Origin of the sequence: Kitasatospora sp. NPDC005856, assembly GCF_040629945.1 — a bacterium.
In the GTDB taxonomy this organism is placed as follows: domain Bacteria; phylum Actinomycetota; class Actinomycetes; order Streptomycetales; family Streptomycetaceae; genus Kitasatospora.
The window spans coordinates 53,700-76,899 of sequence record NZ_JBEXWT010000025.1 but is presented as its reverse complement, the minus strand read 5'-3'; the positions used below and the strand labels follow the sequence as shown (position 1 = coordinate 76,899).

General features: G+C 74.5%; 20 protein-coding genes. 12 read left to right on the top strand and 8 right to left on the bottom strand.

What is annotated here, in order from left to right; translation table 11 throughout:
* Positions 1–25: 25 nt before the first annotated feature.
* Together ABZ449_RS17620 and ABZ449_RS17615 are read right to left on the bottom strand one after the other, a co-directional pair.
* Positions 26–706 carry a GPP34 family phosphoprotein gene (locus ABZ449_RS17620; RefSeq protein WP_360346499.1) on the bottom strand — a complete coding sequence of 227 codons (681 nt, stop codon included), beginning with the start codon at positions 704–706 and terminating at the stop codon, positions 26–28.
* A 65-nt stretch (positions 707–771) separates the two neighbouring features.
* Positions 772–1,725 carry a Clp protease N-terminal domain-containing protein gene (locus ABZ449_RS17615; protein WP_360346497.1) on the bottom strand — a complete coding sequence of 318 codons (954 nt, stop codon included), beginning with the start codon at positions 1,723–1,725 and terminating at the stop codon, positions 772–774.
* A gap of 195 nt (positions 1,726–1,920) precedes the next feature.
* On the opposite strand from ABZ449_RS17615, the gene ABZ449_RS17610 reads away from it, so the two are divergent.
* The 3 genes from ABZ449_RS17610 (at position 1,921) to ABZ449_RS17600 (ending at position 4,616) form a co-directional block, all read left to right on the top strand.
* Complete coding sequence (locus ABZ449_RS17610; protein ID WP_360346495.1) at positions 1,921–2,904, top strand: trypsin-like peptidase domain-containing protein; 984 nt, start codon at positions 1,921–1,923, stop codon at positions 2,902–2,904.
* 180 nt (positions 2,905–3,084) lie between these two features.
* Positions 3,085–3,519 carry an alpha/beta hydrolase fold domain-containing protein gene (locus ABZ449_RS17605; RefSeq protein WP_360346493.1) on the top strand — a complete coding sequence of 145 codons (435 nt, stop codon included), beginning with the start codon at positions 3,085–3,087 and terminating at the stop codon, positions 3,517–3,519.
* A 245-nt stretch (positions 3,520–3,764) separates the two neighbouring features.
* Positions 3,765–4,616, top strand: a complete 852-nt coding sequence (locus tag ABZ449_RS17600; protein ID WP_360346491.1) for an alpha/beta hydrolase — start codon at positions 3,765–3,767, stop codon at positions 4,614–4,616.
* 35 nt (positions 4,617–4,651) lie between these two features.
* On the opposite strand, the gene ABZ449_RS17595 is transcribed toward ABZ449_RS17600, so the two are convergent.
* A complete protein-coding gene (locus ABZ449_RS17595; protein ID WP_360346489.1) occupies positions 4,652–5,248 on the bottom strand; it encodes a GNAT family N-acetyltransferase in 597 nt (198 codons plus the stop codon).
* A gap of 274 nt (positions 5,249–5,522) precedes the next feature.
* Between ABZ449_RS17595 and ABZ449_RS17590 the strand changes: the two genes are divergently transcribed.
* Both ABZ449_RS17590 and ABZ449_RS17585 read left to right on the top strand, forming a co-directional pair.
* Positions 5,523–5,891 (top strand): RNHCP domain-containing protein, encoded by a 369-nt coding sequence (locus ABZ449_RS17590; protein ID WP_360346487.1) that lies wholly within the window; start codon positions 5,523–5,525, stop codon positions 5,889–5,891.
* 28 nt (positions 5,892–5,919) lie between these two features.
* Positions 5,920–6,351 carry an RNHCP domain-containing protein gene (locus tag ABZ449_RS17585; RefSeq protein WP_360346485.1) on the top strand — a complete coding sequence of 144 codons (432 nt, stop codon included), beginning with the start codon at positions 5,920–5,922 and terminating at the stop codon, positions 6,349–6,351.
* A 275-nt stretch (positions 6,352–6,626) separates the two neighbouring features.
* On the opposite strand, the gene ABZ449_RS17580 is transcribed toward ABZ449_RS17585, so the two are convergent.
* The gene (locus ABZ449_RS17580; protein ID WP_360346483.1) at positions 6,627–7,181 is read right to left on the bottom strand and encodes a universal stress protein; all 555 of its coding nucleotides are present in this window, start codon (positions 7,179–7,181) and stop codon (positions 6,627–6,629) included.
* 273 nt (positions 7,182–7,454) lie between these two features.
* Between ABZ449_RS17580 and ABZ449_RS17575 the strand changes: the two genes are divergently transcribed.
* Genes ABZ449_RS17575 through ABZ449_RS17565 form a run of 3 tightly spaced genes read left to right on the top strand, consistent with a single transcriptional unit; the run spans position 7,455 to position 10,656 of the window.
* Positions 7,455–9,245, top strand: a complete 1,791-nt coding sequence (locus ABZ449_RS17575) for an oleate hydratase (RefSeq protein WP_360346481.1) — start codon at positions 7,455–7,457, stop codon at positions 9,243–9,245.
* A gap of 41 nt (positions 9,246–9,286) precedes the next feature.
* Positions 9,287–9,634, top strand: a complete 348-nt coding sequence (locus ABZ449_RS17570) for a GntR family transcriptional regulator (RefSeq protein ID WP_360346479.1) — start codon at positions 9,287–9,289, stop codon at positions 9,632–9,634.
* On the top strand, positions 9,631–10,656 hold the full coding sequence (locus tag ABZ449_RS17565; protein WP_360346477.1) for a DUF1648 domain-containing protein: 1,026 nt from the start codon (positions 9,631–9,633) through the stop codon (positions 10,654–10,656). The genes ABZ449_RS17570 and ABZ449_RS17565 overlap by 4 nt, the downstream gene beginning before the upstream one ends.
* A 92-nt stretch (positions 10,657–10,748) precedes the next feature.
* On the opposite strand, the gene ABZ449_RS17560 is transcribed toward ABZ449_RS17565, so the two are convergent.
* Positions 10,749–13,616 carry a hypothetical protein gene (locus ABZ449_RS17560; RefSeq protein WP_360346475.1) on the bottom strand — a complete coding sequence of 956 codons (2,868 nt, stop codon included), beginning with the start codon at positions 13,614–13,616 and terminating at the stop codon, positions 10,749–10,751.
* 317 nt (positions 13,617–13,933) lie between these two features.
* Between ABZ449_RS17560 and ABZ449_RS17555 the strand changes: the two genes are divergently transcribed.
* Together ABZ449_RS17555 and ABZ449_RS17550 are read left to right on the top strand one after the other, a co-directional pair.
* Positions 13,934–14,686, top strand: coding sequence for a hypothetical protein (locus ABZ449_RS17555; protein WP_360346473.1), 753 nt, complete (start codon positions 13,934–13,936; stop codon positions 14,684–14,686).
* A gap of 98 nt (positions 14,687–14,784) precedes the next feature.
* Positions 14,785–15,624: an SAM-dependent methyltransferase gene (locus ABZ449_RS17550; RefSeq protein WP_360346471.1), complete on the top strand. Its 840-nt coding sequence runs from the start codon at positions 14,785–14,787 to the stop codon at positions 15,622–15,624.
* Between the two features lie 147 nt (positions 15,625–15,771).
* Here the strand turns inward: ABZ449_RS17550 and ABZ449_RS17545 are convergent, their stop codons facing one another.
* The gene (locus tag ABZ449_RS17545) at positions 15,772–17,220 is read right to left on the bottom strand and encodes an MFS transporter (protein WP_360346558.1); all 1,449 of its coding nucleotides are present in this window, start codon (positions 17,218–17,220) and stop codon (positions 15,772–15,774) included.
* A 258-nt stretch (positions 17,221–17,478) separates the two neighbouring features.
* Here ABZ449_RS17545 and ABZ449_RS17540 point away from each other — a divergent pair, with 258 nt between their 5' ends.
* A complete protein-coding gene (locus ABZ449_RS17540; RefSeq protein ID WP_360346469.1) occupies positions 17,479–19,545 on the top strand; it encodes an MDR family MFS transporter in 2,067 nt (688 codons plus the stop codon).
* Between the two features lie 128 nt (positions 19,546–19,673).
* Here ABZ449_RS17540 and ABZ449_RS17535 read toward each other — a convergent pair whose 3' ends face one another.
* Both ABZ449_RS17535 and ABZ449_RS17530 read right to left on the bottom strand, forming a co-directional pair.
* On the bottom strand, positions 19,674–20,942 hold the full coding sequence (locus tag ABZ449_RS17535) for an MFS transporter (protein ID WP_360346467.1): 1,269 nt from the start codon (positions 20,940–20,942) through the stop codon (positions 19,674–19,676).
* An 85-nt stretch (positions 20,943–21,027) separates the two neighbouring features.
* Entirely contained in the window at positions 21,028–21,684 is a 657-nt protein-coding gene (locus ABZ449_RS17530; RefSeq protein ID WP_360346465.1) for a GntR family transcriptional regulator, read from the bottom strand.
* A gap of 163 nt (positions 21,685–21,847) precedes the next feature.
* Between ABZ449_RS17530 and lysA the strand changes: the two genes are divergently transcribed.
* Positions 21,848–23,197, top strand: a complete 1,350-nt coding sequence (gene lysA / locus ABZ449_RS17525) for a diaminopimelate decarboxylase (RefSeq protein WP_360346463.1) — start codon at positions 21,848–21,850, stop codon at positions 23,195–23,197.
* The last annotated feature ends 3 nt before the right edge of the window (positions 23,198–23,200 follow it).

Sequence of the window (23,200 nt, the reverse complement as noted above, 5' to 3'; positions counted from 1 at the left end):
TCGGCGCACGGCCCGCCCGGCGTCCTCAGACGGTGGCGGCGGTGGTCGCCGCCACGGTGGCCGCGGTGGTGACGGCGGCCATGGTGACCTGCACGGTCCGGATCGCCTCGCGGACGGACTCGGCCGCCCCGTCCCCGGCGGCGATCTCGGCGAAGCGCGGCTCGACCTGCTTGCGGGGCAGCTCGGGGAAGGCCAGCCTGTGCAGCCGGGAACCGTGCAGCAGGGCCACCAGGGCGGCGGTGCGCAGGTCCGGCTCGGCGCCGTTCAGCACGGCCGCGGCCAGCCGCTCGCGCAGCTCCCGCTCCACGCCGCCGTCCGCCTCCGGGTAACGGCGGACCGGGAAGATCCCCAGCGCCCGGCGGCGCTCCTCGACCACCAGGCCGCGCTCGCACAGCCGCCCGACGGTGTCGGCGACCGCCGTGGACCGGTCCTTGATCAGCCAATCGGCCGCCTTGGCCTTGCCGGCTCGGCGTCCGGCGGCCCACTCGTCGAGCCGGGCCAGCCGGCCGTCCACCAGCGGCTCCCCGGTCGGGGTCCGGTCGGCGACGGTGAGCCGGCCGTCCTCGATCGCGACCCGCCCGGCCAGCACCAGCTCGGCCAGGATGCCGCCCGCGGCGGCCCAGGCGGCGGTGGAGGCGTCCTTCGCCACGCCGGACTCGTCGTCCAGCGAGAGCAGCATCAGCTCCTCGGCGAGGGTGACGTGCATCGGGTGTCCTTCCTCTCGGTGTCGCGGTTCGTCCCGGTGTCGCGGTTCGTCGCGCCGGCGCCGCCTCAGCCGCGCAGGGCTTCGACCAGGCGCCGGGCCCGGGTGTCCTCCTCCAGCAACGCCCGGACCAGCCGATCGGTGCCCTGACCTGCGGCGTCGGCCAGATAGGCCTCGACCGCGCGCGGGTCGGCGGGCAGCATCACCCCACCGGAGTCGAGCACGGCGTGCGCCCGGGCGTAGTCGAGGCCGAGCCCGGAGAGCAGCTCACCGGCCCCGTCCTCCGCCGCCAACCGCGGCTCGTGGCGGGCCACTTCGTGCACGGCCAGCAGCGCGAGCAGGACGTGCTCGGTGCCGGGCGTACGGCGGCCGAGTCGCTCGGCCTGGGCGTCGGCCTCCGGCCGGATCCAGGCCGCCGGAGCGGAGGAGCCCGGCCGCACCAGACGCTTCCAGCGCGGGGCCGGACGGGTGCGGCGGGCCAGCAGCGCCTCCCGGGTGGGGCGGAGCAGCGGATCGAGGTCACCGTCCTGCCGCCCGGCACCGTCGAGCCGGTCCAGGACGGCCTGCGGCGCGACGCCGGCCGCACGCAGCAGCTCGGCGGCGCGGGTCCGGCCGCGGTGGCCGTCGCCGGGCCCATCGGCGAGCCCGTCCGCGAGCCCGTCGGAGCGTTCGTCGGCGAGCAGGGCGCGCAGCAGGTGTGCCGCGGTGCAGCCGGGTTCGCCGTCCCGGCGGGCGCGCTCCGTCGCGGTGGCCAGCGCCCGGGCGGCGGCCCCGCTCAGCGGCCGACCGTCCTCCCCGCCGACGACGGGCCCGTCGGCCGCCGTCCAGCGCCCCTCGCGCTCCCGGACCAGGGCGCGCAGGGTGTCCGCACCCGCCCCGGCGGCGGCGAGGGCCGCGCCGGCGGGGCCCGCCTCCCCCGCCACCGCGACCAGGAGGTGCTCCGTCCCCAGCGGCCCGTCCCCCGGCCCGTCACCCGGCCCGCCGAGCGCGTGCCAGTCCGGCTCCAGCATGGTCGTGTCCATCGGCCCCTCCCACCACTGCGGCTTTACCCGAACAATACTCCCGCTTTTCCCTTTCTTGGGGGTTCCCCGCAGGCCATCCGTACGTCAAGAACGCGTCAGGACAGCGTCGGCAGAGGGCGCGGAAGACCGAGCGCCCCGCCGTTGTTGCCATCGGGTGCCATCGTGAGAACCGCGCCCGCGAGAGGGGTGAGCACCATGGCCGACACGCTCCCCGGGCCTGGCCCGGTCCCCGAGGCACAGGCTCCGCTGGACGCCTACTCCCGGATCGTCACCTCCGTCGCCGCCGCGCTGACGCCGCGGGTCGCCGCGCTCCAGGTCCCCCGGCGCGGGCGGGGAGGCTGGTTCAGCACCGCGCTCGGCTCGGCCGTGGTCTTCACCGAGGACGGGTTCCTGCTCACCAACGCCCATGTCGTCGGCCACGCCGACGCCGGGACGCTGGCCTTCGCCGACGGCACCACCTCCCCGTTCCACACCATCGGCACCGACCTGCTCTCCGACCTCGCCGTCCTGCGCGCCGACGGGCCGACCCCGACGCCGGTGACACTCGGCGAGGCGACCGCCCTGCGGGTCGGGCAGCTGGTCGTCGCCGTCGGCAACCCGCTGGGACTGGCCGGAACGGTCACGGCGGGCGTGGTCAGCGCGCTCGGCCGCTCGATCCCGGCCCGCTCCGCCGGCACGGTGCGGGTCATCGACAACGTGATCCAGACCGACGCCGCGCTCAACCCGGGCAACTCCGGCGGCGCGCTGGCCACCGCGAACGGCGAGGTGGTCGGCATCACCACGGCGGTGGCCGGGAACGGGCTCGGCCTGGCCGTCCCGATCGACGCCACCAGCCGCCGGATCGTCGCCGCCCTGCTCTCCGACGGCCGGATCCGCCGCGCCTACCTCGGCCTCGCCGGGGTGCCCGCGCCCCTCCCGCCGGCCGTGCGCCACCGCACCGGGCAGCGCACCGGCCTGCGGATCGTCGAGGTGGTGCCCGGCGCACCCGCCGACCGCGCCGGACTGCACGAGGGCGACCTGCTGCTCACCGCCGCCGACGAGCCGATGGGCAGCGCCCAGGCCCTCCAGCGCCTGATGCTGGCCGACGCGATCGGCCGCCCGCTGCCGCTGACCGTCCTGCGCGGCGAGGCGCTGGTCGACGTCCTCGCCGTCCCGGCGGAGCTGCCCGCCGACGACTGACCGGAGCCAGGGCGTTCGACAGCGGAATCCCCCCGACTGTCGAGCCGAGTCGACGCCCCAACGGGTGTCGGCGACGGGTACGCGGACCGGCCGGAACGAGTGCGCTGCGCGTACAAGCGGGGGGACACGGGTTCCTAATCTGGGGCCCTCCCCCTCGACCACCGAGAGTCGCCCTTCACCATGTCCCACTCGCAGACCATCACCCGGCTCTTCTACCCCGTCACCGACGCCGACTTCGAAACCCCCTCCTACCGGGAGTTCGCCAACGGCCCCTGGCTGACCCGCAAGGCCATGAAGTGGTTCTGGGACGCCTACGCCCCCAACGCCAAGGACCGCGAGCAGATCCTCGCCTCCCCGCTGCGCGCGAACCTCGACCAGCTCAAGGACCTGCCCAAGGCCCTGGTCATCACCGACGAGGCCGACGTCCTGCGGGACGAGGGCGAGGCGTACGCCGCCAAGCTCCGCGCCGCCGGCAACGACATCACCACCGTCCGCTACCAGGGCATCATCCACGACTTCGCCATGCTCGACGCCCTCGCCGACACCAACGCCGCCGAGGCAGCCGTCGACCAGGCCAACCGCTTCCTCTGCACCGGCCTGCACGGCACCTCCTGACCCCGCACCAGGGCGGCCCGGCTTCCCCCGGGCCGCCCTCGGATGCCCCGCACCCCCAAGGCCGGACGCCGCGCACCGCGCGGCCCATTCCGGCCGACCGGCCCAGCTCGACCGACCTCACGCCGTCACCGGTGTGGCCGTTCAACCGCGTCGCCGATCAGAACGGTCAGAACGGTTCAAAACGCGGCACACCCGCGCCTTCCTGCCAGACCGCGTCACCGGCGACCGCCTTCAAGGAGACCGTCATGTCCCGTTCCTCCCGTACCCGTTCAGCTCGCCGGGCCGCCATCACCGTGGCCCTCGCCTCGGCCGTGGCCGGCTCCCTGCTGGCCGCCACCACGGTGAGCAGCGCCGCAGCCTCGCAGAAGGGCGGGGCGAGCCAGACCAAGCCCACCGTCGTGCTCGTCCACGGCGCCTTCGCCGACGCCTCCAGCTGGTCCGACGTCATCAAGCGACTGCAGCGCGACGGCTACCCGGTCATCGCCGCCGCCAACCCACTGCGCGGCGTGAACAGCGACGCCGCCTACCTGCGCAGCGTCCTGGACGGCGTGCACGGGCCCGTGATCCTGGTCGGCCACTCCTACGGCGGCTCGGTGATCACCCAGGCCGCCGCCGGTGACCCCGACGTGAAGGCGCTGGTCTACATCGCCGCGTTCATCCCGAACGTCGGCGAGAGCGCCGGCGAGCTGGCCGGCAAGTTCCCCGGCAGCACCCTCGGCGAGACCCTCAACACCAGCTCCTACCCCCTGCCCGGCGGCGGCACCGGCACCGAACTGACCATCAAGCAGGACCTGTTCCGCCACCAGTTCGCGGCCGACGTCCCCGCTGCCACTGCCGCGATCATGGCGGCCACCCAGCGGCCGGTCTCCACCCTTGCCCTGGAGGAGAAGGCTTCACAGGCGGCCTGGAAGGACATCCCCTCCTACGCCCTGGTCGCCGGCCAGGACTACAACATCCCGCCGAAGGCCGAGCAGTGGATGGCCGAGCGCGCCCACGCCCACACCGTCACCGTCGACAAGGCCTCCCACGCGGTCGCCGTATCCCACCCGGCCGCGGTCACCGACCTCATCCTCCGCGCGGCCCGCGACACCCGCTGAACCACAGCGGGTCCCGCATGCGGGCAGGACGCCCGCTAGGAGCCCGCCGAACGCCGCATCACCCAGAGCGCCGGCCCGTCCTCCGGCAGCCTGACCTCCTCCAGCACCTCGAAGCCGAAGTGCCCGTAGACCGCCAGGTTCTCCTTCTTGGAGGACTCCAGGTACACGGGCAGCCCGTCCGCGTCCGCCTTGGCCAGTCCCGAGCGCAGCAGGGCGCCGCCCTGCCCCTGGCCCTGGGCGGCCGGGTCGGCCCCGATGACCGCCAGGTACCAGTACGGTTCCTGCGGCGCGTCGGCGGCGGCCGCCTCGACGGAGCGCCGGAACTGCTCGGCCCGGTCGCCGAGCAGTTCCGTCAGCTCCCGGAGCGTCCCCTCGTCCGGGACCGCCTTGTCCTGCGCCCGCGGCGGTAACCAGAACGCGGCCGCGTTCGCGGTCCGCTCGCACACCCCGTACCGGCCGTACTGACGGGTGAACAGCGTGGTGAAGTAACCGACCAGCCCCGCCCGCCGGGTGGCCTCGTCGGGGAAGAACCAGCACATCACCGGATCGTCGGCGAAGGCCAGGGCCAGCGATCGGCTGATGGACGACGCGTCGTCGGGGGTCGCCGTCCGGGGCACGTTGGTCATCTGCATACGGACATCCTGCGCGCCCTTATGTCCGTCCCGCGGCGAGGGTCAGAGCCGCGGAAATCCGTTGGCACCCGTGCGACGGGTGTGGTTAGGCTGGCGCCGTTCCGTACCGATCGACCCGGGCCAACGCCCGGCCGGAGAGGGTGTCTTGATGTCCCGCACCGCGCCGAGTGCGCCTCGCCACGCCGCCTGACGACAACCGCCTGACGAACCGTCGAGGCCACTCGGCCTGCTCTTGCTGCCATCACAGGAACCCCTCGGCAAGGAGCACACCCGGGTGTCCAGCACCTCCAGCACTCCCCACGTCCTGAAGACCTCCACCTTCGCCTGCGCCTGGTGCGGTCTGACCGTCTCCACCCACGCCGCCGACGGCACGCGGCGCAACCACTGCCCGTCCTGCCTGCATTCACGGCACGTCCTCGACCAGGTCGAGGGCGGCCCGAGCGACTGCCGGGGCCGGATGTCGCCGATCGCCATCGCCGTGCTGCGCACCGGGGACTGGACGGTCGTCCACCGGTGTGTGCGCTGCGACGAACTGACGTCCACGCCGATCTGCGCGGACGACAACCAGCTCGTCCTGATGCGGATGGCCGTCCGCCCGCTCGCCCAACCGCCGTTCCCGCTCGAGGCGTTCGGCACCCTCTGAACCGCCGCAGAAGAGGGAGCACCGAACCGTGCCACGACGCAAGAACAGCACCGGCGGCCGGGGGCGGCGGGAGCGCCGACCCCAGCGGCACAAGGACGTCCTGCACGAGCAGGGCGGCCACCAGGCGCACGCCTTCCGCTGCGTGGGCTGCCGGCTGGACGTCTCCCTGGACGCCCCCGGCACCGCCCACCGCAACCACTGCCCGCACTGCCTGACCAGCCGCCACGTCGACGGCAGGACACCCGGCGACCGGGCGGCCGGTTGCGGCGGCCGGATGGCCGCGCTGAGCCTGTCGGCCCGCGCCGACGGCGAGTGGATGGTCATCCACCAGTGCCTGTCCTGCGGCGAGTTGAGCGCCAACCGGATCGCCGGGGACGACAACGCCCTGGCACTGGTCCGGCTCGCCGTCAGACCCCTGCGGGACACCACCCTGGCCCACCGCGTGCTGCTCGCGCTGTGACCGCCGCCCCGCTCCCCCACCGGGGCGCGGGGCGGCCGCCGCGGGCCCGCCCGTGAGGGCGGGCCCGCTGTCCGAACCGGCGACCGCGCCGCGCGCCCGGCCGCCCGTCTCCACCGGTTCGCCGCGGGCTCCGGACACCGGCCGGAGTCCCGGTTCCTCGGTGAGGTCCGTCCTCACGGGCGGACCGTCCGTGGGCCGCGCCCTCGGCGTGGAGCGCCGAGGCGCAGCGGGGCCATCCGTACCGTTCGCCGGGCCGAGTACATCCGCACCGCGGACTACCGCCGCATCGAGGCGAGTTCGTGCTCGGTGGCGACCGGCAGGTGCCATCGGGTGCGCCGGTGCAGGGCCTCCAGATCATGCAGCAGCTCGGGCCCCGGGACGGTCAGCACCGGGCAGCCCGCCCGCCGGGCGCAGTAGGCGGGCACCGCGCGGCGCAGCCGGCGGTGCAGCGGGCCGCCGCTGCGCCCGAGGACCAGCAGGTCGTCGGGCCGGTCGGCGACGTGCAGCAGGGCGGGGCCGGTCTCGCCGCGGACCACCACCGGGCTCAGCGGCACACCGGGGTCGGCTCCGCCGAAGGCCGCGTCGAGGGCGTCCCGCAGTCGCCGTTCGGCGGCCTCCCGGACGGCGGAGAGCAGCGGCGGGCAGGGCGAGCGCCGGTAGCCGTGCTCACCGCCGGGAGGCTCCCAGGCGAGCACCGGCACCAGGACGGCGCCGCGGTCGCGGGCCTCGGCGAGGCCGTGGTGCAGTGCGGCCAGGCTTCCCAGCGACCCGCTCACCCCGACCACCACCCTGGGTTCCGCGCCGCCGCCGTGCCGCCCGTTGCCGTGCATGATCCGTCCTCGTGTGGTCGTGTTCGCCGTCGTCCTCCACCCAACCGCCCCGGTGGGGCCGACCTGCGCTCCTTGACGGATCCCTGACGCGCCGGGCGGCGTTCCCAACGCTCTCCATACGCGACGCGCCGGGGCCCGCACCACCCCCCTCCTCACTCGTTCGGCAGATAAAGCATGCAAACATCATCACCGGATGGGTGGACGGAAATGACCCGCCGGGATTCACGATGCCCGACGGGCAGTTCGATACCGAACTTTCCAGGGAGCGCGCGCATGTACTACAGCAGTGGCAATTACGAGGCGTTCGCCCGGCCGAGGAAGCCCGAAGGCGCCGAGCGCAAGAGTGCGTGGTTCGTGGGGTCGGGGCTCGCGGCGTTGGCCGGAGCGGCGTTCCTGGTCCGGGACGGGCAGGTGCCCGGCGAGCGGATCACGATCCTGGAGCGGTTGAAGCTGGCCGGCGGCGCGCTGGACGGGATCGAGGTGCCCGAGAAGGGCTTCGTGGTCCGCGGCGGGCGCGAGCTGGAGGACCACATGGAGTGCCTGTGGGACCTCTTCCGCTCGGTGCCCTCGCTGGAGGTCGAGGGCGCGTCCGTGCTGGACGAGTTCTACTGGCTCAACAAGGACGACCCGAACTTCTCGCTCCAGCGGGTCACCGAGCAGCGTGGCCGGGACGCCCGCACCGAGGGCCGGTTCGCGCTCGACGACAAGGCGCAGAAGGACCTGATCCGCGTCTTCCTCGCGACCCGTGAGGAATTGGAGGGCAAGCGGATCGACGACGTCTTCTCGCGGAACTTCCTGGACAGCAACTTCTGGCTGTACTGGCGCACCATGTTCGCCTTCGAGGAATGGCACGGCGCGCTGGAGATGAAGCTCTACCTGCACCGCTTCATCCACCACATCGGCGGCCTGCCGGACCTGTCCGCGCTGAAGTTCACCAAGTACAACCAGTACGAGTCGATGGTCCTGCCGCTGACCCGCTGGCTGATGGACCAGGGTGTGCGGTTCCGCTACGAGGTCGAGGTCACCGACATCGACTTCGACCTCTCCCCCGGCACCGCCGACGCCCCCGGCCGCAAGCAGGCCACCCGGATCCACTGGCGGGAGGCCGGCCGGGAGGGCGGGGTGGACCTCGGCCCGGACGACCTGGTGTTCACCACCATCGGCTCGCTCACCGAGAACTCCGACGACGGCGACCAGCACACCCCGGCCCGGCTGGACGAGGGCCCGGCCCCGGCCTGGGACCTGTGGCGCCGGATCGCCGCCAAGGACCCGGCCTTCGGCCGCCCCGAGGTGTTCTGCGGCAACATCGCCGAGAGCAAGTGGGAGTCGGCGACCGTCACCACCCTGGACCCGCGCATCCCGCACTACATCCGGAAGGTCGCCAAGCGCGACCCGTTCGGCGGCGGCGTGGTCACCGGCGGCATCGTCACCGCCCGGGACTCCTCCTGGCTGCTGAGCTGGACGGTCAACCGCCAGCCGCACTTCAAGCAGCAGCCCGCCGACCAGATCGTGGTCTGGGTCTACTCGCTGTTCGTCGACCGCCCGGGCGACTTCGTGCGCAAGCCGATGCAGGAGTGCACCGGCGAGCAGATCACCCAGGAGTGGCTGTACCACCTGGGCGTGCCGGTCGGGGAGATCCCCGACCTGGCCGCGAACGCCGCCCGCTGCGTGCCGGTGATGATGCCGTACGTGACGTCCTTCTTCCTGCCCCGGCACGCCGGCGACCGTCCGGACGTGGTGCCCGAGGGTGCGGTCAACTTCGCCTTCATCGGCCAGTTCGCGGAGACCACCCGGGACTGCGTCTTCACCACCGAGTACTCGGTGCGCACCGGCATGGAGGCAGTCTACCGACTGCTGGACGTCGAGCGCGGCGTGCCGGAGGTGTTCAACTCCACCTACGACGTGCGCAAGCTGCTCGCCGCCACCACCCGGCTCCGCGACGGCGCCGAACTCGACCTGCCCGGGCCGGAGTTCCTGCGCAGGAGGCTGCTGCGCCGGCTGGAGGCCACCGAGATCGGCGAGCTGATGCAGGAGTTCGGCCTGATCGAGGACGAGCGGCGGTAGCCGGGGCGGGAAACGCCTATGGTGCTATCGTCGGTAGCACCATGTTGCTGAAGCTGGACATCGGGGACACCCGACCGCTGCACGAACAGGTCGCCGGCGCGATCAGACGGGCCGTCGCCGAGGGCGAGTGCGCCCCCGGGGACAAGCTGCCCCCGGCCCGGGAACTCTCCCGGGCGCTGGGGGTGAACACCAACACCGTCCTGCGCGGACTGCGCACGCTGCGCGACGAGGGGGTGCTGGAGTTCCGCCGGGGCCGCGGCATCACGATCGCGACCGGCGCCGACACCCGCTCCGAACTGGTCGACCGGGTACGGCGGTTGGTCGAGGACGCGGCCCGGGCCGGCTACAGCAGGAACGATCTCGTGGACATGATCAGGGGGATGTCGTGACGGACGAGGGGACAACGGACGAGAGGGCGACGGAGGAGCCGACCGCGGCGGAGCGACCGGCTCGCGGCGCCGTCTGGGCCGCGGCGGCCTGGTCCGCCGGCGTGGCGGCACTGCTGATCGCCCTGCCGCTGGTGGCCCGCCACCGGCTGCCGGACCCGCTGGCCACCCACTGGAACGGGCGGCACCCGGACGGCTCGATGTCGCTGACGGCGTCCGCGCTGTTCCCGGCCGCGTTCTGGGCGGTCCTGGTGCTGACCTCGGTGGCCCTGCGGCGGTACTGGGCCGGTCGGTCGCCCGGGGCCGCAGCGGCCACGCTGGCGGCCGGCGGGGTGCTGCTGACGGGGGCGCAGACCTCGATCGTGCACGCCAACCTGGACCGCGCCCGCTGGCAGGACGCCGCACCGATGGGCATCGAGGTGGTCCTGATCCTGCTGGCCACCGGCCTCGCCGGGCTGCTGGCCTGGCTGGCGGGCCGCCGCTACGGCGGCCGGCCCGAGCGGCGGCCGGTGACCGGGGCGGCGCCGCTGGAGATGCCGCCGGGCGAGCGGTTCGTCTGGCTGTCCCGGGCCGCCAACCCGTGGCTGCAGCTGGCCGCCGCGGTGTTCGGGCTGGTGACGGTGGCGGGGGTGGTGGCCGCCGCGAGCGGGGTCGCCGAGCTGGACTGGGCGCTGGTGGTGCCGTTCGCCGTCGTCTCGCTGGCCGCCCTCGGCTGCTCCTCGGTGCGGGCGCGGGTGACCGCCCGCGGCCTGACCGTCGGCTTCGGCCCGTTCGGCCGGCCCGCCCGGCACTGGTCCCCCGCCGAGCTCGAATCCGCCCGCGCCGAGCGGCGCACCGCCGCGCAGGCGGGCGGCTGGGGCTACCGGATCAACGGACTCGGCACCACCGTGATGCTCCGCGGGGGCGTCTGCCTGGTGGTCCGCACCCGTCGGGGCGCGGACTTCGCGGTCAGCGTCGACGACGCCGAGCGCGGGGCGGCGCTGCTCAACGCGCTGATCGCGCGCACCCGGGAGACCACCGGCTGAACCGTTTCAGCAGAGGCGGAAGCGGCTGAAGCGGCGGAAGCGGAAGCGGAGAAGGCGGTCCGGCCGGCAGGCCGGGCCGCCTTCTGCCGCGCTCAGGCGTCCCCCGCCCGCAGCTCGGTGGCGATCTGCCGCCGTCCGGCGACCAGCGTCTCCAGCACCACCCCGAGGCAGGCCACCAGCGCCAGTCCCGCCGTGGGCAGCAGCACCGGCAGCACCGCCGGATCCAGGGCGTTGCCGGCCCTTCCGGCCAGGGCGGCCTTGACGCCGACCAGGGTCGAGAGATCGAAGGCCGGCCCGAGCAGGACGGCCGCCACGGCCGCGACCACCGCGCCGCCGACGGCCGCGACCAGCGTCCGCGGCAGCGCCTCGGCGATGATCAGAGCCAGCCCCTGACGGGGCCGCAGGCCCATGGTGCGCAGCCGGGCGAGCACCGCCGTTCGGTCGGGCGCGGCCCGCAGCAGCGTCAGCAGGACGGCGAGGACGGCGAATCCGGCACTGGCGGGGGCCGCGTACCAGAACAGCCGCCCGGCGGCCTGCTGCAGCGGGTCGTCGGCGAGCTGTGCGGCGTACTCGCGGCTGCTGCCCACCGCGTAGGCGGGCGGCAGCCCGTGGCTGCCCTTTCCGGCCGCCGCGGCGGCCTCGGTGATCCGCTTCGCGCTGCCGGTCGGCTCGACCACGCCCCGCTCCCGCAGGAGGGACCTGACCTGCCCGGGGTCCAGGTCGCCGACGGCGAGCCAGCCGTTGGCCCGGCCCAGTTCCGGCAGGCGTTCCAGCGCGGGCCCCGAGGGCACCACGACGAACGGCAGGCTCGGGTCCGGCAGCGCGGGCGTCGCGGTGACGATCCCGGCGACGGTGGTGCGCAGCTCGTTCGCGGTGGACAGGTGCACCAACGGCGCACCGGCGGTCAGGCGTTCGGCCAGGTCGCGGCTGAACAGCGCGGGTACCGGGGTGTCCGGGCCGCCGGGGGTGCCGGCGAGCGTCGCCGGGTCGAACTCGCCGACGCCGAGGGTACGGGCGATCTCGGCGTACGCGGCCGGTTCGGCGACCACGAGGGTCACCTTGGTGTAGTTGTTCGAGCCGGCACCGACGAACAGGGCCTTGCGGTCCACCCGGACCCCGGTCGCGGCCCGGGTGCCCGGGAGTGCGCCGGCGGCCGTGAGGAAAGGTTCCGGCAGGGTCGCGTAGCCCGGAACGGAGATGGCGACGTCGCCGCCGACGGCGATGCGGGCGGCGCGCAGCCGCCCGTGGTCCACCGAGTCGAGCAGGGTGGCGCCGAAACCGGTCGCGGTGACGGCGATCAGCAGCGCGAGCAGCGGCAGCGCGGAGGGCCGGCGACGGCCGGAGGCGTCGCGGGCGGCCCGGGCGAGTCCGAGGTAGGCGACCAGACCGCGGCCCCGGCCGACGAGGGCGGCCAGCCGGCCGACCACCACCGGCTCGATCCTCGCCAGCAGCAGTCCACCGGTGACGGCGAGCAGCAGCGGGGCGGCGACCAGCAACGGGTCCACCCCGGCCCCGGAGTGGCCGACGCCCCGACGGCGCACCTCGGCCACCGCCACGACGGTGGCGGCCAGCAGGGCGAGTTCGCCGATCAGCCGGCGCCACGGCCCGGACGGCCGGGGGAGCTCCCGGAACAGCGCGGCCCGGGCCGGGAAGGCCAGCAGGGCGAGCAGGGTGGTGGTGAGACCGGCCGCCACCGCGGCGCCCCACCGGGGCGTGGGCAGCAGCACCAGGCCGAGCACCGTCGCGAGCGCGGCGGCGGGCAGGACGGTCACCGCCCCCTCGCCGAGCAGCCGCCGCAGCACCCCGCCGAGCGAGCCCCCGCGGGCCCGCAGCAGCCGGAGTTCGGCGGCGCGCCGATCGGTGGCGAGGGCCGCGGCCAGGCAGAGCACCACCACGGCGACCCCGGCGACCCCGGCCGGACCGATCGCGCTCAACGCCATCGCGGCCCGGTAGCGCTCGGCCGCCCCGGCGAGGACCTCGGGCAGGAACGAAGCGATCCGCAGGTCCGCCCGCCCGGTCGCGGCGACCAGGGCGTCGTTGTCCGGGCCGACCAGCAGGTGGGCGACGTCGGTCCGGGTCCGGTCCAGCCGGTCGGCGCGCAGCGGGGCCGGGTCGACGGCCAGCCGCCAGAAGTTCCGGACGTCCTGGCCCCAGGCGGTCAGCGCGGCCAGGCTTCCGCCGTCGACGAGACCGGTGAACCGCAACCAGTCGTCGCCGTACTGACCGAGTTCCAGGCAGGGGCGGTCGGGGCAGCCGAGGTCGTCCCAGAACGGGTCCAGCGGGTCGTCGACCCGGTAGACGCCCGTCACCACGCTGGTCCGCCGGACCGGTCCCCGGCTCCCGCTGTCGACGACGTCGCCGATCCTGATGCCGATCATCTCGGCGGCCGTGCGGCTCACGGCCATCGGCAGCGGCGCGCCGTCCGTGGCGGGGCCCGGCCAGCTGCCCTCGGTCAGGGTGACCCGGTCCGCGAAGCCGTCCAGGTACATCAGCGAGAGCTGCGGGGGGACCTCGGCGTTGATCCGCGCGAAGCCCGGGTTGTACACCTTGTCGGCCGCGGTGACGGTGCCGTGGGCGTGGCCCGGCGCGGACAGCGGCAGCTTGCCGCCGAACCTCGCGGCGAGCTCCCGCTGGACGGCGTCGAGGTCGGCGACGGTGTCGGTGGGGCGGGCCTTCGAGCCGGCCTGCAGGCTGGTGGTGTGGATGCCCTTCTGGCGCACGTGGTCGCGCAGGGCCGCGTCCGCGCCCCGGTCCACGAGGCGGGGGACGGCCACGGACAGCAGGACGGTGACGAACGCGAGGGCCGCCATCAGCAGGGCGGCCGCCGGGCTCGCGCGCAGCCGGCTGCGGACCCAGCGCGCCGGGCGGTGGGCGTTCCCGGGGGTGCCGGGGGTACCGGGCGTGCCGGGGGTACCAGGGGTGCCGGGGGCGGCGGCCCCGGTGGTCATCGTCTCCTCCACGAGGCGGGATCGTACAGATCAATTCCGCTGCGGTCAGGTGCGGTTGGGCTGCCGGGATCAGTCCTTCCCGCGCCCTCGGCGGGAAGTTGAACCGATCCGGTGCGCGCAGCCGTGGTAGATGGTGACCAGAGGTTCTCCGGACGGTCATCGTGGGCGTAAACCGCTCAAATCGGTGGTGCTTCGAACGCCGATCCGGGTACACAAGTTGACGGTCGCTCACGTGTGTGGAGGTGCCCGTCCGACACCGCCCCACCCCGTCCCCCGCGGCCGGAGGAACAGCGGGCCGAGGAGCCCGTGCGAAAGGCAAGGAGGCGTCCGTGACTCACGACTCGCGCACGCAGAACTCCCCCGCCACCCGGCGGAGCATCCAGGACGTCCGGACCATCGCGATCCTGCGCCTCGGCGTCGGCCTGATCGGCATCCTGCTGCCGCCGGCCCTGCCGTTCGGCAACTGGCTGGCCGCCGTGGTGACGGGGCGCAGCACCGACGACTTCTGGCCGGGCTCGATGAGCGGCGCCTACTACACCGACACCCGGGACCTCTTCGTCGGCGGGCTGTGCGCCCTCGGGGTGTTCCTGATCTGCTACCGCTTCGACCGCCGGGACGACCGCTGGAGCACGGCCGCCGGGTTCTTCGCGGTCGGGGTCGCCCTGTGCCCGACGGCCCCGGGGGGCGCCTCCGGCCTCCAGCGCACCGTCGGGGTGCTCCACCTGGCCTTCGCCGGCCTGCTGTTCGTCATGCTGGCGATGTTCTGCCTCTATTCCTTCCGCAATCCCCGCTCCGCCCAGCCGGCCCGGGTGGGCACGGCCTACCTGGTGGCCGGGGTGGTGATCCTGGTCGCCCTGGCGCTCTCCGTCCTGGCCGGGGTGACGGGTGTCGGCTCGTCCTGGTCGGTGCGGCCGCTGTACCTGTGCGAGTGGCTGGCGACGTGGTCCTTCGGCATCGCGTGGATCGGCGCCGCGCTCGAACTGGCGGCGCACGGGCGGGGCGACACCGCCGCCTCCGCCTCGATCCCCCGTCAGTCGGGTGCTGCCGCGCTCGACCCGAGGCACCCGGAGGCGCAGGCCTGAGGGCCAGTCATCCCGTAGCACCGGTCGACCGTTACCATGCGCACCACGGCCGCCACCACGGCGGCCGGTGACGGACGCCCAGCAACGGGAGAGCGAGCATGACCAACGAGATCCGGGCGGAACGCGGTCCGCACGAGGATTACCCATCGGTGGACCTGCGGATGGACGTTCCGCACTCCGCCCGGGTCTACGACTACCTCATCGGCGGCAAGACCAACTTCGAGGCGGACCGGGTCGCGGCGCACGCCTCGGTGCAGGCCTGGCCGTCGCTGCCGATCTCGATGCGCACCACCCGCGACTTCATGCAGCGCTCGGTGCGCCGGCTGGCCGAGCAGTACGGCGTGCGGCAGTTCCTCGACATCGGCACCGGCATCCCGACCTCGCCGAACCTCCACGAGATCGCCCAGGCGATCGCGCCCGGGGCCCGGATCGGCTACGTGGACAACGACCCGATCGTGCTGACCCACGCACGGGCTCTGATGGACAGCACGCCCGAGGGCCGCACCTGTTACGTGGACGCCGACTTCCGCGACCCGGACTCGATCATCGGCGATCCCCGGCTGCGCGAGGTGCTCGACTTCTCGCAGCCGGTGGCGCTGTCGCTGATCGCGATCGTCCACTTCGTCCTGGACGAGGACGACCCGCAGGGCATCGTGCGCCGCTTCATGGACGCCCTGGCACCCGGCAGCTTCCTCGTCCTGACGGTCTTCACGGGTGACACCGACCCGGTGGGCGTGGGTGGCGTCGGCCGCGAGTACAACGCGCGCGGGATCCCGCTCCAGATCCGCGACAAGGCCGAGGCCGAGGCGTTCTTCGAGGGCTACGAGCTGCTCGACCCGGGCGTCACGCTGGTGCACCACTGGCAGCCGGACGCCGACGCCGCGCCCGTCCGCGACCAGGACATCGCGATGTACGCGGGCGTGGCGATCAAGCGCTGAGCGCCTGCTCCTCGCGATCGAGCGCCGAATCGTTTCTGCGCACGGCGGGCCCGCCGACCGGGCCCGCCCGTCGGGGTCCGCTCGCCGGGCCCCATCGGGGTCCGCTCACCGGGATCCGCACCCCGCTCCATCCCCTTCGGGTGTCCGTCACGGCCCGTCCCCCGCCCGCTGCCCGGCGGCCCGGACGCTTCCCCGGCCCGAGGCCATGTCGGCGACCGCCACCAGCAGTGCCGCCAGCACCAGCCCTGCGGCGACCGTCACGCCCAGTTGGAAGGCCAGCGCCCAGTCCGGGCGGGGGCCGGCGGCGTGGGCGAAGAACACCGAGCCGACGACGGCGATGCCCACCGCCGAGCCGACCCGCTGCGCGGTCTGCATCACCCCGCCCGCGCTGCCCGCCCGGGCCACCGGCACCTGCTGGAGGGTCAGCGTCTGGTTCGGGGCGATCACCAGCCCGCTGCCCGTCCCGGCGACCAGCAGCGGCAGCGCCGTCGTCCAGCCCACGCGGGGCCCCGACCAGAGCTGCACGGCGAGCGCCGAGGCCAGCAGCCCGGCCAGCACCAGCACCAGTCCGGCCACCACCAGCCGCCGCCCCAGCCTGCTCACCAGGCGCCCGCCCACCGGCGCGGACACCCCCGAGCCGACCGCGAACGGCGTGATCGCCAGGCCCGCCGCCAGCGCCGAGTAGTGCAGGCCCGCTTGGAGGTAGAGCGTGAAGATGAAGAAGATCGCGGTGAACCCGGCGAAGTACACCAGCGACAGCACCGTCCCCGCCGCGTACGGCCGTACCGTGAACAGCGCCATGCTCACCAGTGGTTCGCGCCGCCGCCCGTAGTGCAGCTCCCAGCCGACGAAGGCGGCGAGCAGCACCGCCGCCAGCGGCAGCAGCAGCCAGCGGGCCGCGCCGTGCCACTGCTGCGCCTGGACGAACGGCAGCAGCAGCGAGACCGTCCCGGCGCCGAGCAGCAGCACGCCGACCGGGTCGAAGTCCCGGTGCCCGGCCCGCTGGGCGGCGGGGGGCGGCGCCGGAAGCAGCCGGTAGGCGATCGGCAGCGCGGCGACGCCGATCGGCAGGTTGACCAGGAACACCCAGCGCCAGCCGTCCTGCGGGCCGACCACGTGGATCAACAGCCCGCCGAGCAGCGGCCCCACGGCGGTGGACAGCCCGATGGTGGCGCCGAGCGCGCCGAAGGCCCGGCCGCGCTCGGCGCCCTGGAACAGCACCTGGATGAAGCCGGACACCTGCGGGACCAGCACCCCGCCGGCCGCGCCCTGGAACAGCCGGGCCAGTACCAGCCACTCCTGGCTCTGCGCCGCTCCGGCGAGCGCGCTGGCCACGGTGAACAGGGCGAGTCCGGCGAGGAAGACGGCCCGCCGGCTGCGCGCGTCGCCGAGCCGCCCGGCGGGCACCAGCACCAGGCCGAAGGCCAGCGCGTAGCCGCTGAGCACCCACTGCAGGCCGCTGTCGGACATGTGCAGCCCGGCCCGTACGGTCGGCAGGGCGACGTTGACGATGCTGACGTCCAGCAGGGTCATGAAGCCGGCGACCAGGCAGACGGTGAGTGCCCGCCAGCGCCGGGTGGCGGCCCGGCCGCCCACGGCGGTGGCGCCGGGCCGGGTCTGGTGCGCGCTGCTGCGCGGGGGGTCGGCGTTCAAGGGGAGCCTCTTCCCGGGGGCCGGGGCGTCCGGGTCCGCGGACGCTCGGTCGGCTTCGTCGGTCGGCTTCGTCGGTCGGCATTCGTTCGGCCCATCGTCGCCCGGCCCTCCCCGGGCCGCCACCCGGGCAGCCGCCGCCGGCGATCACTCCAACGGCCTAGCCGGATCGCGACCGCCGCCCGCACCCCGGAGGCTGACGGCATGACCGTCGCCACCGAGACCCCGCCCGCCGCCCCTCCGGTGCTGGACGTCCGGCAGCGGAACGTCGTCTTCGCCACCATCGTGCTCGGCATGCTGCTGGCCGCGCTCGACCAGACCATCGTCGGCACCGCCCTGCCCACCATCGTCGCGGACCTCGGCGGCGCCGCGCACATGTCCTGGGTGGTGACGTCCTATCTGCTGGCCGAGACGGTGGCCAGCGTGCTGGCCGGCAAGTTCGGCGACCTGTACGGGCGCAAGCTGATCTTCCAGGTCTCGGCGATCGTCTTCGTCGGCGGCTCCTTCCTGTGCGGCCTCGCCGGCGACATGACCCTGCTGATCACCTGGCGGGCCGTGCAGGGCCTCGGCGCGGGCGGCCTGATGGTCACCTCGATGGCGCTGATCGCGGACGTCATCCCGCTGCGCGAGCGCGGCAAGTACCAGGGCGCGATCGGTGCGGTGTTCGGCGTGGCCACGGTGATCGGGCCGCTGCTGGGCGGGCTGTTCACCGACCACCTGTCCTGGCGCTGGGCGTTCTACGTCAACGTGCCGATCGCGGTCGTGGTGGTCGCCGCGGCCGCCCGGACCATCCCCTCGGTCCGCGCGGCGACCCGCCCGGTCGTCGACTACCTCGGCATCGTGCTGGTCGCGGTCGGCGCCGGCGCGCTGATCCTGGCCACCAGCTGGGGCGGCAACGAGTACGCCTGGGGCTCCGGGGTGATCATCGGCCTGTTCGTCGGCGGCGCGCTGGCGCTCGGCCTGTTCTGCTGGGCGGAGACCCGGGCCGTCGAGCCGATGCTGCCGATGCGGCTGTTCCGCAACCCGGTGTTCACGGTCTGCTCGGTGCTCAGCTTCATCGTCGGCTTCGCCATGCTCGGCGCGCTGACCTTCCTGCCGACCTTCCTCCAGTACGTGGACGGCGACTCGGCGACCGTCTCCGGCGTCCGGACGCTGCCGATGGTGATCGGCCTGCTGATCGCCTCGATCGCCAGCGGCAACGCGGTCAGCAAGACCGGCAAGTACCGGATGTTCCCGATCGTCGGCACGGCGGTGATGGCCCTCGGCCTCTACCTGCTCTCCCGGCTGGAACCCGACACCGGATCCGTGCTGGCCTCGCTCTACATGTTCGTGCTCGGCGCCGGCATCGGGCTGAGCATGCAGGTGCTCACCATCGCCGTCCAGAACACCGTCGACTACGCCGACCTCGGCACCGCCACCTCCGGGGTGACCTTCTTCCGCACCATCGGCAGCTCCTTCGGCACCGCCGTGTTCGGCACCATCTACGCCAACAGCCTGAAGACCGAACTCGGCGACGGGATCACCACCGCCGCCCAGGTGACCGGCGCCGACCCGGCCGTGCTCACCCAGGCCGCCCAGAGCCCGCAGAGCCTGCACCAGCTACCCGCCGACCAGGCCGCGCCGATCGTCCAGGCCTACTCCGACGCCCTGCACACCGTGTTCCTGTGGACCATCCCGGTGGCCGTGGTCGGCTTCGTGGTGTCGCTCTTCCTCAAACAGGTGCAGCTGCGCGACACCGCCCGGGCGGGCTCCACCGACATGGGCGAGGCCTTCGCCCAGCCGACCACCCCCGACTCCGACCCTCACCTGGAGTACTCGGTCTGCCGGATCGTGCGCGAGGTGGACCTCGACGCCGTCCGGGCGATCGTCTCCGGCGCCGACACCCGGGTGGACCTGGCCGGGGCCTGGGCCCTGATGGAAGTGGCCGGCCACACCAAGGCCGTCGGCCACGCCTCGCTCGACCTCATCGCCGCCCGCAAACGGGTGCCGCCCGAAGTCCTGGAGCCGGTCTTCGACCGGATGGCCGCCGAGGGCTACCTCACCCGCGACGGCGACGCCCTCTCCCCCACCGCGGCCGGCACCCACGAGGTCCGCGCCCTCGCCCACGCCTGGTCCGACTGGCTCAACGCCCGCCTCGACGCCGACGCCGGCCGCCCCCGCAGCCCCCGGCTCCGCGCCGCCGCCGACGCCATCGCCTGGCGCCTCCTGGTCGAGGACCTCACCAGCGGCCTCCCCGCCCACGCCCGCCCGACGAACGGCGCGACGGTGTAGTCCTACAGCCGGGAGGTGTCGACCTCCAGCTCGAAGGGCGCCGGGAGGGGAACGGGCGCACCGAAGGGGTACGGGCCGCTGCTGACCGTTCACGCCCGCGGCAGGGCCGGTCCGCGGAGCGTTCCGGATCAGCGGCTGGCGACGTCGACCGGAACCGGGGCCGGGGCCGGGGCGGTGCGGCGGGAGGAGACGGCGACCACGGCGAGGCTGGCGAGGGCGAGGGCCGTGACCACGCCGAGCATCACGGTGTAGGAGGCCAGCGAGGAGAGTGCCGCGAGCACCGCGGGCAGCAGGAAGCCGGAGTAGCAGAGCGCGTAGTAGACGCCGGTGAGGCCGGCCAGGTCGTCGGGGGTGACGATGCGCTGGATCTCCAGCAGCCCGGAGACGACGCCGATGCCGTAGGCGGCGCCGAGGAGGACCGCGCCGCCGAGGCCGAGCAGTGGCGAGCGCACCGCCGCGTCACCGGCGCAGACGGCCATGCCGCAGGCCATCAGCACCATGGAGACGAGGACGCCGCGCGCCGAGGAGAGCGTGTCCAGGCGCTTGGCGAGGGGCTGGACGAGGGCGCCGGTGCCGAGGGTGAGGACGGTCAGCAGGGTCGCGTAGGCCAGTGACCAGTCGCCGAGGCGGTCGCCGACCAGCTGCGGGGTCACCGCGAACGCGACGCCGGCCGAGCCGAACACCCACGGGGCCATCGGCAGGACCACCCGTACGAAGCGCCGGTGCCCGGCGGCCGGGACCTTGAGGTCGGCCCAGAGGCTGCGGACGGCGGCCGAGCGGGCACGGGTCTCGACGGCCTTCGGGAGCAGGAACAGCGCGGGCAGGGTGACCAGCAGGTGGGCGAGGTACGGGGTGACCATCGGCCAGGGGCCCCACTGGGCGAGCGCGCCGGCCGCCCCGGCGCCGAGGCCGAAGCCGAGGGTCAGGGCCAGGGAGGCGCGGCGGGCGCCCGCGCCCGGGTCGGCGGCCGGGTCGTGCGGTGCCTCGGAGAGCTCCTTGACCCAGCTGGTGCCGACGGCCATCGCGATGCCGACGGCTATGCCGGTGAGGAACCGCCCGGCGTAGATGGGGAGTTCACCGGCGGCGCCGCCGCACAACACCCCGCTGGCGGCGAGCGAGGCGGCCACCGCGCCGATCATCAGCGGGCGGCGCCCGTAGCGGTCCGAGGTGGCGCCGCCGACCAGCAGACCGGGGACCAGCCCGAGGACGTACGCCCCCAGGAAGGCGTCCACGGTGACCTCGGAGTAGCCGCCGAGGTGGCGGTACATCAGCAGCAGCGGGGTGAACTGGTTGCCGCCCCAGCCGCAGCAGAGCATGGCCAGGGCGGCGAACAGCCACGGCCGCCCCCGGCCGGAGGTGGCGACGGGACCGGCGGACGGCGGCCGGGTGGTGCTCATGGTGGTGCTGCTCCTTGTCGGACGGTCGGTCCCGGCGGTCCGTCGGGGGTGCGCGCGCGAGGTCCGCGGCGCGCGGGGGATCGGCTCAGCGGTCGGTGACGGCGCGGTGGGCGTCGAGGTGGGCGCGCAGCGCGGCGGTGAAGCCCTCGGCGTCGCGGGCCGCGATCCGCTCGACGAGCGCGGTGTGCTCCTCGACCAGCGGGGCCAGCCGCTCCGGCCGCACCTGGAGCAGCTGGACGGCCATCCGGCGCTGGCGGTCGCGCAGCGTCCCGTAGAACCGTTCGGCGAGCTCGTTGCCGGAGGCCGTCACGATGCCCCGGTGGAAGGCCTCGTCGGCGTCGGCGAAGGCACCGAGGTCGGCCCGGCGGGCGGGTTCGCGCTGTTGGTCGATCAGTTCGGACAGCTGCCGCACCAGCGCGTCGAGGCCGTCGGGGCGGCGGATGATCCGGCGCACGGCGGTGCTCTCCAGCGCCTCGCGCAGTTCCAGCACGTCCTCGGCCTCGCCGGGGCCGACCGGCACCACGACGGCGCCGCGCTTGGGGAAGAGCTGGAGCAGACCCTCGGCCTGCAACCGCAGGAAGGCCTCCCGGACCGGGGTGCGGCTGAGCGAGGCGCGCTCGGCGATCTCGCCCTCGCTGATCAGCGTCCCGCCGGGGAGGCCACCGCCGAGGATGAGGTCCTTGGTCAGTTCGTACGCGCGGTCCGCGGCCGGAACGCGGGCGGGGGTCGGGGTGTCGGCCATGGAGCACACCGTAACACCATAGATGCAAGCTTAGATGCAACAGCCCCGGGGCCCAGGGCGAAGCATCGGATTCGGTACTGCTCAGGGCCGGAAGAATGCGCTTTCCCACCCCCTCCGCAGGGCCGAGGATGGGCGGGGCCAGCCAGCTTTCCGGGAGGAAGCCTTGTCCCCTGCGTCGCCAGCCCTGCCGCCCGTCGATCCGGGCCTGCTGCCGCTCACCGCCGAGTTCCGCCCCGAAGGCCTGTCCGTCGGCGGGGTGCTCCTGGACGAAGCGGCCCGCCGGTACGGCACGCCGCTGTTCGTCTACGACGAGGAGCACCTGCGCCGGCGCTGCCGCGAGGCGGTGGCCGCCTTCGGCCGGGACAACGTCGCCTACGCCTCCAAGGCCTTCCTGTGCACCGCGATGGCCCGCCTCGCCGCCGAGGAGGGCCTGCTGCTGGACGTCGCCTCCGGCGGCGAGCTGCGCACCGCCCTCTACGCCGGGGTCGCCCCGGACCGGATCGTGCTGCACGGCAACAACAAGGACGAGGCCGAGCTGCGCACCGCGCTGACCGTCGGCCTGCGGCACATCGTGGTGGACAGCTTCGACGAACTGGACCGGATCGAGCGGCTGCACCACGAGGAGGGCCTGCCGCCGGCCCGGGTCCGGCTGCGGGTGGCACCCGGGGTCGCGGCCGGAGCCCACCAGGCCATCCGGACCGGCGGCCTCGACTCCAAGTTCGGCTTCGGCCTGGCCGACGGCGCCGCCGCGGCCGCGGTGCGCCGGGCCGGGGCCTGCGCCGCCGTACGGCTGGAGGGCGTCCACGCCCACGTCGGATCCCAGGTGCTGGACCCGGCCGAACTGGCCGACGGCGCCGCCGCGGTGGCCCGGTTCGCGGTGGAGCACGGCCTGCGCCGGCTGACCGTCGGCGGCGGCCTGGGCGTGGCGTACCTGAGCGGGCAGAGCGCCCCCTCCTTCGCGGTCTGGGCCGAGCGGGTCCGCTCGGCGGTGCGCGCCGCCGGCTGGAGCGGCGAGGTGGACGTCGAACCCGGCCGCTCGATCGCCGCCCGGGCCGGGCTGACCCTGTACCGGGTCGGCACCGTCAAGCGGATCGAGGGCGTGCGCACCTACGTCAGCGTGGACGGCGGGATGAGCGACAACCTGCGCCCCGCGCTGTACGGCGCCCGGTACGAGGCCTTCCTGCCGCGCTGCCCCGAGGCACCCCGCCCGCGGCGCGCCCGGCTGGTCGGCAAGCACTGCGAGAGCGGTGACGTGATCGTCGACGACGCCGCGCTCCCCGCCGACCTGCGCGTCGGCGACCTGCTGGCCACCCCGGTGACCGGCGCCTACGGCTATGCCATGGCCTCCAACTACAACAAGCTGCCGCGGCCCGCCGTGGTCTTCGTCCGGGACGGCGAGGCCCGCCTGGTGGTGCGCCGGGAGACCGAGCACGACCTGCTCCGGCTGGACGCGGCCGCCACCGGCGACAGCACCCGGGAACCGGTGGCTGCGCTCCCGTCACACATTGCCTAACCT

What these genes read in the sequence shown, in the direction of transcription:
- ABZ449_RS17620 (WP_360346499.1), bottom strand. Translation starts at nt 706, where the DNA reads ATGCACGTCACCCTCGCCGAGGAGCTGATGCTGCTCTCGCTGGACGAC.
- ABZ449_RS17615 (WP_360346497.1), bottom strand. Translation starts at nt 1,725, where the DNA reads ATGGACACGACCATGCTGGAGCCGGACTGGCACGCGCTCGGCGGGCCG.
- ABZ449_RS17610 (WP_360346495.1), top strand. Translation starts at nt 1,921, where the DNA reads ATGGCCGACACGCTCCCCGGGCCTGGCCCGGTCCCCGAGGCACAGGCT.
- ABZ449_RS17605 (WP_360346493.1), top strand. Translation starts at nt 3,085, where the DNA reads ATGTCCCACTCGCAGACCATCACCCGGCTCTTCTACCCCGTCACCGAC.
- ABZ449_RS17600 (WP_360346491.1), top strand. Translation starts at nt 3,765, where the DNA reads ATGTCCCGTTCCTCCCGTACCCGTTCAGCTCGCCGGGCCGCCATCACC.
- ABZ449_RS17595 (WP_360346489.1), bottom strand. Translation starts at nt 5,248, where the DNA reads ATGCAGATGACCAACGTGCCCCGGACGGCGACCCCCGACGACGCGTCG.
- ABZ449_RS17580 (WP_360346483.1), bottom strand. Translation starts at nt 7,181, where the DNA reads ATGCACGGCAACGGGCGGCACGGCGGCGGCGCGGAACCCAGGGTGGTG.
- ABZ449_RS17575 (WP_360346481.1), top strand. Translation starts at nt 7,455, where the DNA reads ATGTACTACAGCAGTGGCAATTACGAGGCGTTCGCCCGGCCGAGGAAG.
- ABZ449_RS17570 (WP_360346479.1), top strand. Translation starts at nt 9,287, where the DNA reads ATGTTGCTGAAGCTGGACATCGGGGACACCCGACCGCTGCACGAACAG.
- ABZ449_RS17550 (WP_360346471.1), top strand. Translation starts at nt 14,785, where the DNA reads ATGACCAACGAGATCCGGGCGGAACGCGGTCCGCACGAGGATTACCCA.
- ABZ449_RS17540 (WP_360346469.1), top strand. Translation starts at nt 17,479, where the DNA reads ATGACCGTCGCCACCGAGACCCCGCCCGCCGCCCCTCCGGTGCTGGAC.
- ABZ449_RS17535 (WP_360346467.1), bottom strand. Translation starts at nt 20,942, where the DNA reads ATGAGCACCACCCGGCCGCCGTCCGCCGGTCCCGTCGCCACCTCCGGC.
- ABZ449_RS17530 (WP_360346465.1), bottom strand. Translation starts at nt 21,684, where the DNA reads ATGGCCGACACCCCGACCCCCGCCCGCGTTCCGGCCGCGGACCGCGCG.